At 61.4% G+C, this 13,802-nt stretch carries 13 protein-coding genes and 5 pseudogenes; 11 read left to right on the plus strand and 7 right to left on the minus strand.

Features of this window, described 5'->3' with window-relative positions:
* From H6927_02955 to H6927_02985, 7 genes are all read left to right on the plus strand, one after another.
* On the plus strand, window positions 1-1,323 hold the full coding sequence (locus tag H6927_02955; GenBank protein MCP5217052.1) for a TRAP transporter large permease: 1,323 nt from the start codon (window positions 1-3) through the stop codon (window positions 1,321-1,323).
* Window positions 1,324-1,874: 551 nt separating this feature from the next.
* Window positions 1,875-2,705 carry a hypothetical protein gene (locus H6927_02960; GenBank protein MCP5217053.1) on the plus strand — a complete coding sequence of 277 codons (831 nt, stop codon included), beginning with the start codon at window positions 1,875-1,877 and terminating at the stop codon, window positions 2,703-2,705.
* On the plus strand, window positions 2,702-3,625 hold the full coding sequence (locus tag H6927_02965) for a hypothetical protein (protein MCP5217054.1): 924 nt from the start codon (window positions 2,702-2,704) through the stop codon (window positions 3,623-3,625). The genes H6927_02960 and H6927_02965 overlap by 4 nt, the downstream gene beginning before the upstream one ends.
* A 323-nt stretch (window positions 3,626-3,948) precedes the next feature.
* A complete protein-coding gene (locus tag H6927_02970) occupies window positions 3,949-4,098 on the plus strand; it encodes a hypothetical protein (protein ID MCP5217055.1) in 150 nt (49 codons plus the stop codon).
* Between the two features lie 53 nt (window positions 4,099-4,151).
* Window positions 4,152-4,601 (plus strand): transposase, encoded by a 450-nt coding sequence (locus tag H6927_02975; protein ID MCP5217056.1) that lies wholly within the window; start codon window positions 4,152-4,154, stop codon window positions 4,599-4,601.
* Between the two features lie 41 nt (window positions 4,602-4,642).
* The gene (tnpB, locus tag H6927_02980) at window positions 4,643-4,930 is read left to right on the plus strand and encodes an IS66 family insertion sequence element accessory protein TnpB (protein MCP5217057.1); all 288 of its coding nucleotides are present in this window, start codon (window positions 4,643-4,645) and stop codon (window positions 4,928-4,930) included.
* Between the two features lie 88 nt (window positions 4,931-5,018).
* On the plus strand, window positions 5,019-6,527 hold the full coding sequence (locus H6927_02985) for an IS66 family transposase (GenBank protein ID MCP5217058.1): 1,509 nt from the start codon (window positions 5,019-5,021) through the stop codon (window positions 6,525-6,527).
* 25 nt (window positions 6,528-6,552) lie between these two features.
* Here the strand turns inward: H6927_02985 and H6927_02990 are convergent, their stop codons facing one another.
* On the minus strand, window positions 6,553-6,861 hold the full coding sequence (locus H6927_02990; GenBank protein ID MCP5217059.1) for a hypothetical protein: 309 nt from the start codon (window positions 6,859-6,861) through the stop codon (window positions 6,553-6,555).
* Window positions 6,862-6,972: 111 nt separating this feature from the next.
* Between H6927_02990 and H6927_02995 the strand changes: the two are divergent.
* A pseudogene (locus tag H6927_02995) lies at window positions 6,973-7,383 on the plus strand (transposase).
* A 106-nt stretch (window positions 7,384-7,489) separates the two neighbouring features.
* Here the strand turns inward: H6927_02995 and H6927_03000 are convergent.
* The 3 genes and pseudogenes from H6927_03000 to H6927_03010 all read right to left on the minus strand — a co-directional run bounded on the left by H6927_03000 (window position 7,490) and on the right by H6927_03010 (window position 9,613).
* A pseudogene (locus H6927_03000) lies at window positions 7,490-7,594 on the minus strand (transposase domain-containing protein).
* 248 nt (window positions 7,595-7,842) lie between these two features.
* Complete coding sequence (locus tag H6927_03005; GenBank protein MCP5217060.1) at window positions 7,843-9,165, minus strand: TRAP transporter large permease; 1,323 nt, start codon at window positions 9,163-9,165, stop codon at window positions 7,843-7,845.
* A gap of 1 nt (window position 9,166) precedes the next feature.
* Window positions 9,167-9,613 (minus strand): TRAP transporter small permease, encoded by a 447-nt coding sequence (locus tag H6927_03010; GenBank protein MCP5217061.1) that lies wholly within the window; start codon window positions 9,611-9,613, stop codon window positions 9,167-9,169.
* Between the two features lie 85 nt (window positions 9,614-9,698).
* Here H6927_03010 and H6927_03015 point away from each other — a divergent pair, with 85 nt between their 5' ends.
* Window positions 9,699-10,787 (plus strand): IS5-like element ISCte5 family transposase, encoded by a 1,089-nt coding sequence (locus H6927_03015; protein ID MCP5217062.1) that lies wholly within the window; start codon window positions 9,699-9,701, stop codon window positions 10,785-10,787.
* Between the two features lie 163 nt (window positions 10,788-10,950).
* Here H6927_03015 and H6927_03020 read toward each other — a convergent pair whose 3' ends face one another.
* Both H6927_03020 and H6927_03025 read right to left on the minus strand, forming a co-directional pair.
* Window positions 10,951-11,484, minus strand: a complete 534-nt coding sequence (locus H6927_03020) for a hypothetical protein (protein MCP5217063.1) — start codon at window positions 11,482-11,484, stop codon at window positions 10,951-10,953.
* Window positions 11,474-11,968 (minus strand): annotated as a pseudogene (locus tag H6927_03025) (transcriptional regulator). Before H6927_03025 ends, H6927_03020 begins: the two are co-directional and overlap by 11 nt.
* Here H6927_03025 and H6927_03030 point away from each other — a divergent pair.
* Both H6927_03030 and H6927_03035 read left to right on the plus strand, forming a co-directional pair.
* Window positions 11,966-12,985, plus strand: a pseudogene (locus tag H6927_03030) (DDE-type integrase/transposase/recombinase). The pseudogenes H6927_03025 and H6927_03030 overlap by 3 nt on opposite strands.
* A pseudogene (locus tag H6927_03035) lies at window positions 12,978-13,145 on the plus strand (ATP-binding protein). The pseudogenes H6927_03030 and H6927_03035 overlap by 8 nt, the downstream one beginning before the upstream one ends.
* A 398-nt stretch (window positions 13,146-13,543) precedes the next feature.
* Here H6927_03035 and H6927_03040 read toward each other — a convergent pair.
* Window positions 13,544-13,789, minus strand: a complete 246-nt coding sequence (locus H6927_03040) for a hypothetical protein (GenBank protein MCP5217064.1) — start codon at window positions 13,787-13,789, stop codon at window positions 13,544-13,546.
* Window positions 13,790-13,802: the final 13 nt, after the last annotated feature.

The following is a 13,802-nucleotide window of genomic DNA, read 5'->3' on the forward strand; positions in this document are numbered from 1 at the left end:
ATGACTGGTATTGAACTCGCCTCCTGGTCCTTTCCGGTCCTGCTGGCTCTGATTTTCATTCGCGTGCCCATTGGCCTGGCCATGGCGGTCTGCGGCCTGGTGGGGGCGTACTTCATCTACGGCTCGCACGCACCCATCCTCAACCAGCTCAAGCAGGTCACCTACAGCACGTTCTCCAACTACAACCTGTCGGTGATCCCGCTGTTCTTGCTGATGGGGCAGTTTGCCGCGCTCGGCGGCTTGTCGCAGGCGCTGTTCAAGGCGGCTGAAGCCTGGGTGGGCCACCGCAAGGGCGGTGTGGCCATGGCAGCCATCGGCGCTTGCGCCGGTTTCGGTGCCATCTGCGGCTCGTCGCTGGCCACGGCTGCCACCATGGGCCAGGTGGCCCTGCCGGAGCTCAAGCGCGCGGGTTATTCCGGTGCGCTGTCCACGGCCACGCTGGCTGCTGGCGGTACGCTGGGCATCCTGATTCCGCCTTCCGTGGTTCTGGTCATCTACGCCATCCTGACCGAACAGAACATTGCCAAGCTTTTCCTGGCGGCGTTCATCCCGGGCATTCTAGCGGCGGTGGGCTACATCATCGTGATCTCGCTGTACGTTCGCCTCAAGCCCGGCAGCGCTGGCAGCATGCCCCCCATGCCCATGGCTGAACGCTGGAAGGCCACGTTCAAGGTGTGGCCGGTGCTGGTCATCTTCCTGGCGGTGGTCGGCGGCATCTACACCGGTATCTTCACCCCCACCGAAGGCGCGGCCGTCGGCGCGTTCGGCACTGGTGTGGCAGCCTGGGCAGCAGGCGGCATCAACGCCAAGACGCTGCGAAACTCCATCTACGGCACGGCCATTGCCACGGGCATGATCTTCATGATCGTGCTGGGCGCGGGCCTGTACAACACCTTCCTGGCGCTGTCGCAACTGCCGCAGGAACTGGCGCAGTGGGTCATTGGCCTGGGCATGAGCCCCTGGCTGGTGCTGACCACCGTGCTGGTGGTGTACCTGCTGCTGGGCTGCGTGATGGACTCGCTGTCCATGATCCTGCTGACCATCCCGATCTTCTTCCCGATGATCATGGGCCTGGACTTTGGCATGAACCCGGAAGAAACGGCCATCTGGTTCGGCATTCTGGTGTTGATCGTGGTGGAGGTGGGTCTGATCACACCGCCCGTGGGCATGAACCTGTTCGTCATCAACAGCATGGCCAAGGACACGCCCATCGTGCAGACCTACCGTGGCGTGACACCCTTCGTCATCAGCGACCTGGTGCGCACGGCCATCCTGGCGGCGTTCCCGGCCATCACGCTCATTGCGCTGCGCATGACGTCCTGAGTCTGAAGGTCAACCCGACAGATCAAATGACTCGGATATGTTCAGGTGTGTTTTAACTTGAAGGAAGCGGTTCACGGCGCCGCTTGCGACACCGAAATCCACGGTCCTGGGCGGCGGGAATAAGTCGCAGACCGTACTGTCGTGCGGGACAGGTGACTGACCGCACTCGCTGCAGACTTGCCGGTCAAGACACGGGTGTCGCTACAAGGCTGGTTGCGGTCGGACGCTTTGGGTCGGCAACTGTCGGCGATGGCCGAAACCTGCCGCTGAATTGCCCCAAATCGTCGACACTCCGAGTCTAGGCATAAGCCTCACAGTCGCCTAGAGCCGCGCCGCGCGGTCGTTAGCGGGTAAATCACGCCGCATGCTGCCCATCAGAAAAGGGTAACTTTGCGGTAAACATTTGCGGTAAAAATAGAACATTGAGAAATAGAAGGGCGCAGCCCCCGTTCAAGGAGAAGCCCATGCCAGATACCCAGTCTGCAGCCCCACCGCCCGCGACCGCCATTGAGACTTCAGCGCCTGTTCACGCTTTCCCCGTAGAAGTGCCCATGCTTGACGCATCGGCATGGCGTGAATATCGCGGCCAGCCAGGTAAGGCGACGGCCAACTCCACTCACATCGCAGTGGTGGCAGACGATGCGGGTGTGGAGCGCATATGTTTTGTAAAACTTGCGCCCAGGCTCGACAAGCCGACACTGCTCTGCGAAGCACTCGGCTGGGTTCTTGCCGGCCACGCGGGGTTGCGCCGATCCGAATTCGGAGCCATCATTCTTGTGAACAAGGCTAGGCTTGCTAAAAGCCAGCCGCTTACTCTCGAATGCGCCGCTTTCCAAGGCGACTTCATCCCAGCCTGGTGCAGCGAAGCCATTCCGGGCAACTCTGTGCTCTCACACGCGAAGTCGCCATCTAGGCCGGGCATGCAGTTCATCACCGAGCACAAGACCTTCATGAACTCGAACGATGCCCGCAAGTTCGCGGCTTTCGATCAGTGGACGGGGCTTCGCGACCGAAACATGGGCAACGTAATTCGGCACAAGGCTGGCGGTTACGCATCCATCGACCATGAGACGATGCTTCACGACATACTCTGGGTTTCCTCGGACTTCAACCACAACTGCCTTGTCAAGCATGCTGAGAAGACCTTGGACCACAAGCGGGTCAGGGCATTTAAGGCCGATATGACGCGGGCCGCCGCCGGTCATGCTGAAGCACTTGCCAGCGCGCAAGCAGAGCTCAATGCCCTTCTGAACCTCTTACTGCCGGGAGCAGCAGCGGAGCATTCAGCCGCCATGAACTTTCTGGCTGCACGCTCGCAAAGAGGATGGCTGGCAAGCGAGTTGGGCGTTCTAGATATGGCCACAAAGGGGAACACGCCATGAGCGAAACAACAAGGAGTCGGCCAAGACTGGACTACTCCGCCTTGCTGCGATCAGCAAAGGCGACTCCCAAGCCTGGCTTCTCGGGATGGTGGTCCTACATCGAGTTTCAACCCGACATCTTTTCGCCGCAGCGCTTCCCAATTGGCGTGGTCGTGCAGGCGGACGACGAAAGGCTCTACTTCAAACTGCTTGATGACTTCAAGAAGTTCGATTGTGTCTATCCGGAGGGGTTCCCTCACAGTTCCGCCAAGGCATTGATGGCCTATGCCTATGGTGTGCTTCAAGCCGCCATCAAGGAGAAGACTCCCTTGAGTCAAATCCTATTCGACAGCCACGTACTTTCGCTCTCCCGGCCAGTCCACACCTCAGGCAGTGATCGGGAAGCTGCTGTAGAGCGACTTTTCAGCGATGTGGTCGCCATGGTCCCATCGAACGTGAAGAAGGTCCGAGAGTTCGCGAGTATCGACACAGCAGCAGCCAGAAAGCTCGTCAACGAGAAACTCAAGGAAATCGCCGCCATGGATTTCGAGCGCTTTGTGATGGTCGACCATCCTGGTCTGCTCGTCCCAGGAGATGGCAACGATCGCCACTACCTCGACTTGAATCTGATGACTCCCAAGAGCTGTGGCGCAGTTGCGTCTGCCGTCTACAAGTCGCAGCAGTCTGTGGAACTGAACCTGTTGAAAGCCGGTCTTGACCTGAAAACATGCAGAAAGGTTAAGAACCTCGAATCCGCAGGGTTGTTCCTCTTGACTCCCGATCCAAGCTCAATGGAACCTCGCGAATTCCGTCGAATCGAAGAGACGATAGGCGAACATGAATGGAAGCTCGAACGTGACGGTTTCCGATTCGTGAGCATGCAAGAGCCCGCCGATCTTGCCCGCGAAATCTATGACTGGGCCAAGCCTGCGTTGGCTTGAACGGCCGGGGCGATTCCAACCTTACTTTCGCGCAGTGTCGCATAGCTGGGACAGCTGTGCGGCGATTCGAGTCCGCCGCTCTGATGGGAATCAATCATTCACAGCGCGAGGCGGCAGGGTGCCAACTGTCTCGGCAATTCCACCCGTCGGTATCGCACATCGAAGTATCGGTCGCTTGGTTGAAGGTCAGCTTTGCGACCCTCAGCTTGAGCCGACTATGCCAGAGCGACTGACAGCACTCGCTGGAGGCTGTGTGAAAACCCTCTCTCACCTCTGCGACCCAGCTGGTAGAGTCTGTGGACATATTGAGCAGCGAGGTCAATATGTCCAGATTCATCGAAGGTCAGGACAGGCAGCAAGTCACATTGCTGCCGGAGTGCCTGGATGACTTCATCGCAGAGGACAACACGGTTCGAATCGTGGATGCCTTCATCAATGAGTTGGACCGTAAGCAAACGGCGAACCCATCTTGAAGGGAGGTGGGGGTCTGAGCAAGATCGTGTGCACGCAACCTTGCGTGGACACTATGCTCAAAGAACCTCAAACCCCTCGTTACACCGTGCGGCGCACGCACCGCACCTACACCCCGCAATTCAAAGCTGAACTTGTGGCCGCGTGCCAACAGCCTGGCGCCTCCATTGCCGCCTTGGCCTTGCAACACGGCATGAACACCAACGTGCTCCACCGCTGGCTCAAGGAATACGGGCAAGGCCGTCACCGTCTGACGACTGCGACCGACCCATTGGCGGATCCTGCTCAGGCACCGAAAAGGACACCGGCATTCGTGCCCCTCGAACTCAACGCGGTGGCGCCCTCATGTGCCATGACCACACCTGTACAGGCAACACCTGCGGCCGTGCCAGCGCTGGCCACCATTCGCCTCGACTGCCAACGCCAAGGCGTATCCATGACCGTGCACTGGCCGCTGTCTGCTGCGCCCGAGTGCGCGCAGATGCTGCGGGAGTGGTTGCGGTGATCCGTATCGATGCCGCCTGGTTGGCCACCGCCCCACTGGACATGCGTGCCGGCCCCGACACCGCCTTGGCCCGCGTCATCATGACCTTCGGCTCAGCACAGCCCCACCATGCCTACGTGTTTGCCAACAGCAGAGCCAACCGTTTGAAAGTGTTGGTGCACGATGGCGTCGGTCTGTGGCTGGCGGCACGCCGGCTGCACCAGGGCAAGTTCACCTGGGCGCCACTGGGCAGCCCCAACGTTGCGCTCGAGCACGCCCAGCTCAACGCCTTGGTGTTGGGGCTGCCCTGGCAACGCATGGGCTCACAGGGCGCCATCACCGTGGTCTGAATCGTCGCTCTGCGAGCGTCGCGTTGGCAATTGGGAGATGTGCCAATGGCCATCTCCCGGGTGCGCAGGCACACTTCGGTTCATGGTGATGGAAGAGCAAACCCTGGCCGAGCTGGACGCCGCGCAACTGCGCGAGCTGACCCAACGCCTGCTGGGCGAATTGCGTCACCAGGCGGCGCTGCTGGACAAGCTTAAATACGAGAACGCGCTCTTGAAGCGCATGAAGTTTGCGGCGCAGTCCGAACGATTTGACCCTCAGCAAAAGAGCCTGCTGGACGAAGAACTCGACGCTGACCTGGCGGCGGTAGTCCAGGAGATTGAACATCTCAGCGCCACCCCTGTGGCAGTCACCGAGAAACAACAACCCAAACGCACCCCGTTGCCGGCGAACCTGCCGCGGCGCGAAATCCGCCACGAGCCGGCATCCACCACATGCCCTTGTGGCTGCCAGATGAAACGCATCGGCGTAGACGTGGCCGAGAAGCTGGACTACGTCCCGGGCGTGTTTACCGTCGAGCGCCACATCCGTGGCAAGTGGGCGTGCGCCCAGTGCGAGACCATCACCCAGGCCCCCGTTGCTGCCCATGTCATCGACAAAGGTATCCCGACCACCGGACTGCTGGCCCAAGTGCTGGTGGCCAAGTACGCCGACCACTTGCCGCTGTATCGCCAGGAGGGTATCTTTGGCCGCGCTGGGCTGGCCATACCCCGGTCAACGCTGGCTCAATGGGTGGGCATCTGCGGGGTGAGGTTGCAGCCGCTGGTCGATGCCTTGAAAGCCGAATTGCTGGCTCAGCCGGTGTTGCATGCCGACGAGACGCCGGTGGCGATGCTCAAGCCCGGCCATGGCAAGACCCACCGGGCTTACCTTTGGGCGTATGCACCGGGTGCGTTCGAATCCATGCGCGCCGTGGTCTACAACTTCTGCGAGTCGCGCGCTGGTGAGCATGCACGCTCCTTCCTGGGCGATTGGCGTGGCAGCCTGGTCTGTGACGACTACGCCGGGTACAAGGCCAGCTTCAACCAGGGTGTCACGGAGATTGGCTGCCTGGCACATGCCCGGCGCAAATTCTTTGACCTGCACGCGGCCAACAAGAGCCAAATTGCCGAACACGCCATCAAGCAGTTGGCTCAGGTTTACGAGATCGAACAGCAGGTCAAGGACATGCCCGAGGCGCAGCGATTGGAAATACGCCAACAGCGCAGCCGTCCGATCATGGATGCCTTGCACGAATGGATGTTGCGCCAACGCCAGCAGGTGGCGGGCAACTCGGCGACGGCCAAGGTGCTGGACTACAGCCTCAAACGCTGGGGGGCGTTGACCCGCTTCATTGACGATGGGCAACTGCCCGTGGACAACAACTGGATAGAGAACCAGATCCGACCCATCGCCGTGGGCCGGGGCAACTGGCTGTTTGCCGGTAGCCTGCGCGCGGGGCAGCGGGCGGCGGCGGTGATGAGCTTGATCCAATCGGCCAGGCTCAACGGGCATGATCCATACGCCTATCTGAAGGATGTCCTCACTCGGCTGCCGACACACAGAGCCAGCCGGATCGAGGAACTGCTGGCGCACCGCTGGCAGCCTGCGCCTGTCTGAATCACGTTCGTCGCCACCGAGGTGATCAGGCCTGCGCTTGTTTGCGCAGCAGTGCCGGTGAGACCTTCCAGTTCTGGCCGTCGTCGGTGAGCAAACTGGCCGTCTTCTTGTTCAGTCGGATGACCGTGCCTTGTTTAACGGCACCATCGTTGGTGGTGAACTCCACCCGATCACCCTCGGCAAACTGGGCCAACTGCACAGTGCTGCGTGCCTGGGCCAACAGGTTCAACCGCTCCACGACCATTCGATTGAGATACAGCAGATCGTCCTCGCCCATGTAACGCAGGGCTTGCACGAACATCTCACGGTCAAGAAGTGTCTGCTTCGAATTCATTCCCGTCAGTTTAGATCGTCAGCAGCGTTGCCTTGCATCGCCTGATTACAAGGTGGGGTTCGCCGGACGGTTACGTTGGACCTGGCAGCCCTGGAGTTCCAGGGGTTGCAGCCGGCCTCAACTGGCCGACCCTCGTACCACCCCTCGGTGCTCCTGAAGCTCTACCTCTATGGCTACCTCAACCGGATCCAGTCCAGCCGCAGGCTGGAACGGGAATGCCAGAGGAACGTGGAGCTGATGTGGCTGACTGGCAGGCTCGCGCCCGACTTCAAGACGATTGCCGACTTCCGGCGCGACAACGGCAAGGGCATACGCAATGTCTGTCGTCGCTTCGTGATGCTGTGCCGCGAGCTGAAGCTGTTCACCGACGCTGTGGTGGCCATCGACGGCAGCAAGTTCAAAGCGGTCAACAACCGCGAGCGCAACTTCACGCCAGGCAAGATTGAACGTCGCGAGAGGGAGTTGGAGGAAAGTATTCAACGCTACCTAGACGCCCTGGAGACGGCAGACAGGACGCAGCCTGCGGAGATTCAGGCCAAGACGGATCGTCTGCAGGGAAAGATCCAGAAGATGCGCCGTAAGCGCGCGGTGAACCCATATTGACCGCTGTGGGCGGTCCTGGCCTGGATCAGGTGTTGGCAATGGGCTGCCAGAGGTGCGGCAACAGTTCCTCAATCCGGCTGGCCTTGTGGGTGGGCAGCCGGGTGAGCACATCCTTGAGATAGGCGTAGGGGCTTGGACTGGGGCGTGACATGCGAATGTCAGGAACCAGCCTACTTGCGACATCCGTGTCTTGACCGGCAAGTCTACAGCGCGTGCGGTCAGTCGCCTGTCCCGCACGAAAGTAAGGTCTGCGACTTATTTCCGCCGCTCATGACTGTGGATCTCGTTGTCGCAAGCGGCGCCGTGAACCGCTTCCTTCAAGTTAAAACATACTTGAACACATCCGAGTCATTTGATCTGTCACGTTGACCGTCAGACTCAGGAGGTCATGCGCAGCGCAACAAGCGTTATTACCGGGAACGCCGCGAGGATCGCCGTACGCACCAGATCACTCACCACGAAGGGCGTGACACCTCGGTAGGTCTGGGTGATGGGCGTGTCCTTGGCCATGCTGTTGATGACGAACAGGTTCATGCCCACGGGCGGTGTGATCAGACCCACCTCCACCACGATCAACACCAGAATGCCGAACCAGATGGCCGTTTCTTCCGGGTTCATGCCAAAGTCCAGGCCCATGATCATCGGGAAGAAGATCGGGATGGTCAGCAGGATCATGGACAGCGAGTCCATCACGCAGCCCAGCAGCAGGTACACCACCAGCACGGTGGTCAGCACCAGCCAGGGGCTCATGCCCAGGCCAATGACCCACTGCGCCAGTTCCTGCGGCAGTTGCGACAGCGCCAGGAAGGTGTTGTACAGGCCCGCGCCCAGCACGATCATGAAGATCATGCCCGTGGCAATGGCCGTGCCGTAGATGGAGTTTCGCAGCGTCTTGGCGTTGATGCCGCCTGCTGCCCAGGCTGCCACACCAGTGCCGAACGCGCCGACCGCAGCACCTTCGGTGGGGGTGAACAGGCCAGTGTAGATACCGCCAACCACCGCCAGGAAGATGACCAGCACAGGCCAGACCTTGAACGTAGCCTTCCAGCGTTCGGCCATGGGCATGGGGGGCATGCTGCCAGCGCTGCCCGGCTTGAGGCGAACGTACAGCGAGATCACGATGATGTAGCCCACCGCCGCCAGAATGCCCGGGATGAACGCCGCCAGGAAGAGCTTGGCGATGTTCTGTTCGGTCAGGATGGCGTAGATGACCAGCACCACGGAAGGCGGAATCAGGATACCCAGCGTACCGCCAGCAGCCAGCGTGGCCGTGGACAGCGCACCGGAATACCCCGCGCGCTTGAGCTCTGGCAGGGCCACCTGGCCCATGGTGGCAGCCGTGGCCAGCGACGAGCCGCAGATGGCACCGAAACCGGCGCAAGCGCCAATGGCCGCCATGGCCACACCACCCTTGCGGTGGCCCACCCAGGCTTCAGCCGCCTTGAACAGCGCCTGCGACAAACCGCCAAGCGCCGCGAACTGCCCCATCAGCAGGAACAGCGGGATCACCGACAGGTTGTAGTTGGAGAACGTGCTGTAGGTGACCTGCTTGAGCTGGTTGAGGATGGGTGCGTGCGAACCGTAGATGAAGTACGCCCCCACCAGGCCGCAGACGGCCATGGCCAGGCCAATGGGCACGCGAATGAAAATCAGAGCCAGCAGGACCGGAAAGGACCAGGAGGCGAGTTCAATACCAGTCATGTCAATGTCCTCCGGTGGATTCAACCGTCCAGCCTGGCGGGTACTTGGCCAGGCCAAACTGGATCAGGGTCTTGGCGATGTACGACAGGCAACCGATGACGGCGCCCACCATGCACAGCGCATACGCCCACCACACCGGCATCTGCAGGATGAAGGTGGTTTCAAAGTATTCACGCTTTTCCAGCATGCCCTCCCACAGCATCCAGGTCAGTGCCAGCCACAGCACCAGCATGATCACGTCGCTGAAGGTGTCCACCAGCCACTTCATCGGCTTGGGCAGGTGCATGTAGAACAGGTCCACCGTGGCGTGCCCGCCCTTGAGGTAGCACCAGGGCAGAAAGAAGAACACCGCCAAGGCCGTGCCCACCTCGACCATTTCAAAGTCGCCCGGCACAGGGCCCAGCCCCACGCCAATGAGCGCACGGCCCGTAATGCTGGCCACACTCATTAGCAGGCCGTTGAAAAATCCCCTGCGAGCGTCCGCGTCGGCCGCTACGATCTGAAGCCATCCCGCAACAACTGCGACAAGAAAGATGAGAGGCAACCAAGACTTCCAGGGGGCGATGTTCAGCTACATCAGCCTTGAAGAAAGAGTGCCAGCGGCACACCCGCTGCGCAAGTTGCGCGCCGTGGTGGATGCGCTGCTGGCGAGCATGAACAGCGAGTTCGAAGCGGTGTACGCCCGCCGTGGCCGACCGTCGGTGCCGCCGGAGATGCTGCTCAAGGCCTTGCTGCTGCAAATCCTGTTCTCCATCCGCAGCGAACGCCAGCTGGTCGAGGCGGTCAACTACAACCTGCTGTACCGCTGGTTCGTCGGCCTGAACATCGAGGACAAAGTTTGGGACCACTCCACCTTCAGCGCCAACCGCGAACGCCTCTTCAACGAAGACCTGGCGCGCGCCTTCTTCGAGCGCGTCAAGCTCAGCGCCCAGTGGGGCCGGCTTGCCAGCGACGAACACTTCAGCGTGGACGGCACGCTGATTGAGGCCTGGGCCTCGCACAAGAGTTTCAAACGCAAAGACGACGACAGCGGCACGCCACCCGGACGCAACCCCGAGGTGAACTTCAAAGGGCAGGAGCGCTGCAACGGCACCCATGCCAGCACCACCGATGCCGATGCCCGGCTGTTCAAGAAGAGCGCGGGCGACAAGTCCCGCCTGTGCCACATGGGGCACATCCTCATGGAGAACCGCAACGGTCTGATCGTGGATGTGGAGATCACACATGCCAGTGGCACCGCCGAGCGCGAGGCGGCGCTGGCGATGCTCAAACGCCGGGGCAACAGGAACAAGCGGGCCACGGTCGGCGCCGACAAGGGCTACGACAGCAAGGCCTTCATCAAGGGCTGTCGCCGGCTCTTGGTCACGCCGCACGTGGCGGCCAAGGACAAGCACTCTGCAGTCGATGGGCGCATCAAGCGCCACGAGGGCTACAAAACCAGCCTCAAAGTGCGCAAGCGAATCGAGGAGGCCTTTGGCTGGATCAAGACAGTGGGCGGTCTGGCCAAGACCAAATTGATCGGTCAGGCCAAGCTCGCGGGCCAGGCGCTGCTGTGCTTTGCCACCTACAACCTGGTGCGCATGGGCAGTCTGGGCGGTTGGTGGGACGCGCATCATGCGTGAACCATGGGATACGTGCGCCCGGAACGGGCAAAACGGCCTGCAAACAGGCCGAAATGGCCGCTCCAATCGCTGCGCAGGCCAGTTTGCGCGATCCGTTTCTTCGAAATCCACGACCCTGGCGCGTTCGATGAGCATTTTTTCAACGGCCTGTTAGCGCGTGCCGCTACTTTGTCTTGTCCCAGCGGCGGATACGTTTCGCGAGGCGCTCGCGCTCTTCCTCATCCATGGTCATCATGGCTGGAACCAGCTCCAAAGCCTCGGAGGCAATGACGTAGCGATGGCGCAGCATGGCCTGACAGAACTCCCTGTCCTTGTCACGGCCTGCAGCGGCCTTGGACAGAAAGAGGTCCACAAGGCTGAGACACCAACCAATTTTGCTGTCTGTGTTGGCGTTCTGTATCTTGCACAGGCGTTCTTCCCAGCCCAGCGGCACAGTGAATGTACTGGGGTCCACCTCTTGAGCGTAGTAGCCATGGGTCTTGTGAAACTCCGACGCCTCGCCAATCGCACCCTCGATCTTGGTGGCCTTCTCTGGCGCGTACCGCGGGTACATGTCGGCCTCCATGGACCTCTTGAACTCGTGGGCCGGATACGGTATCGCCCCCAAAATGGACTGACTGCCCACAATCAACAGATCGTATTCTTGGGCAATCTCCGCAGAGACCCGAATCAGATGCTCAAGATCGTCACGGTTCATGGGTGGCGCTGCTCATGTCGCTCAATACCAACCCAGCCTTGAGGCGTGAAACGCTCTCCAGGGCCTGTTCCCTGGTCCCCTTGGGGAGCAGGACGGTCAAGGGGGAAGACTGGCGCAACTCTTGCGCATTCCGATTTCGTCCCAGCACCTTGGACCACTGCCTGTTGCGCAGAATCGCCATCCACTTGTCGAACAGTGGCCTGGAGTGGGGACCTGCCGTCGCCATCCAGCGTTCCAGCACCTGCTGGGCCTCTTTGATGCGCTCGGGGTCTTTTTTGACCAAATCCACAGCAAGTTCATGCAAGACAAGGCTTTGCAGGTCCTGCGCCTGGTGCCGCTTGTTGTCTGCGCTCACGATGATGCTCACCTGAGGCTTGGGGCGGTGCGAGCGGCCAGCGGCAGAGTCGGCCGGGGGCGCGCGCAAAAGGTCGCCCGCCACAAGCGCCAGGTCAGAGGCCACACCCAATGCCGCCATCACCCTCAAGCGCACGAGATGCTGTTCGATGCGCACGCACGGGCGTTCGCCCTCTTCGGTGGCGTGCCCCGGCGGGGCATCTACGACAACATGAAGACCGCTGTGGACAAGGTCGGCCATGGCAAACAGCGCAGCGTCAATGCACGCTTCGAGGCGATGACCGGGCACTACCTGTTCGAGCCGGAGTTCTGCAACCGGGCCGCCGGCTGGGAGAAGGGGGTCGTGGAGAAGAACGTTCAGGATCGGCGCAAGGACATCTGGCGTGAGGCCAGCGAGCGGCGCTGGGGGACGCTTGGTGAACTCAACGACTGGTTGCAGCAGGCCTGCGTGAAGGCCTGGGCTGAGATGAGTCACCCGGAATGGACTCAGCTCACGGTGGCCGATGTCTGGCAGGACGAACGTGCTCGTCTCATGCCCAACCCCCGTGCGTTTGATGGCTACGTGGAGCAGCCGGTACGGGTCTCTGCGACCGCACTGATCCACTTCCAGCGCAACCGCTACAGCGTGCCGTGTGAATGGATTCATGCGGTGGTCAGTCTGCGGGCCTACGCGGATGGCCTGCTGGTGGTCGGGCCCGATGGGCGACAGGTGCGCCTGGCGCGCAGCTTCGAACGTGATCAGACGCTCTACGACTGGATGCATTACATCGCGCTCATCGAGCGAAAGCCCGGCGCGCTGCGCAACGGCGCGCCCTTCAAGACCATGCCCGAGCCACTGCAGGAAATGCAGCGCCAGTTGCTGCGCCACAGCGGTGGCGACAGGGTGATGGCGCAGGTGCTCATGGGGGTGAGCCTGCATGGACTGGAGGCCGTGGTGGTGGCGGTAGAGCTGGCGCTGCAGTCCGGGCGGGTGAGTGCCGAGCACGTGCTCAACGTGCTCTCGCGTCTGAAGGAGCAGCGCGTGCCCGAGCCACCGGTGGCCACGATGCTCAAGCTCAACACGCCGCCACTGGCCAACCTGCAGCGCTACGACGCACTGCGCAACGTCCAGCCTCATGAGGCATCACCGGAGTCCGACCATGCATGACGTCATTGATGCCCTCAAAGCGCTGGGCCTGCACGGCATGGCCAGTGCCTGGCCGGAGGTACTGGGCACCGCCCGCATGAAGTCGCTGGATCATGAGGCCGTGCTGCACCAGCTCATCAAGGCCGAGACCGCTCAGCGTGAGGTGCGTTCCATGGCTTACCCGTTTACAAAGCGAACAGGAAAGTCAATGAAATCAACGGTCTACCCAGACCACCCCCGCGCCAGTGCTAGCTTTGCGTACCGTCACTTATTGCACTGAAAACGAGGAGACCCCGCTATCGCGCGCGGCTCTTTTGGACTCCGCAGGCTTCGCCTCAGCGGGCATGGTGGCGTGCTTGACCGCCGCCAATCGAGATCGGGGGGGTAGCCCGGGGAAAGACCCTTGCCCCTGGCGTGGGCGTTGGCCGCGCGGACTCGCCCAGCGCATAGCCCTGCGCCGAAGCGATCCGCCGAACCACGCTTTCCAGTCCCTGCAACTCCTTCAGTTCCTCGCCGGTGTGCGCGCGGCCGGCGCGCATGCCGACCACCTGCCGCGTCTGCGCCGCCAGTGCCTCCCGCTCACCGCGCACCCGAACCGGCCTCTCGCCGCGCCATCGCGCGCTGGTACTGCTCCGACAGCTTCGAGGCCAGCACGTAGCACGCGAAAGACGTGAGCGGCATCACGACGAAGCAGATGAACCGCGATTCGCTGCGCTGCATTAGCAGTCCGCCTAAGGTGGCGATGCCGGCGCTAAACGACAACAGCCGCAGCACGGCCACGCACAGGACGATGGGCAGTCGAAGCCAGCCGAGTAGCAGGTCCATACATCACCACCTT

Source organism: Burkholderiaceae bacterium (assembly GCA_024235995.1).
Lineage (GTDB): Bacteria > Pseudomonadota > Gammaproteobacteria > Burkholderiales > Burkholderiaceae_C > Ottowia.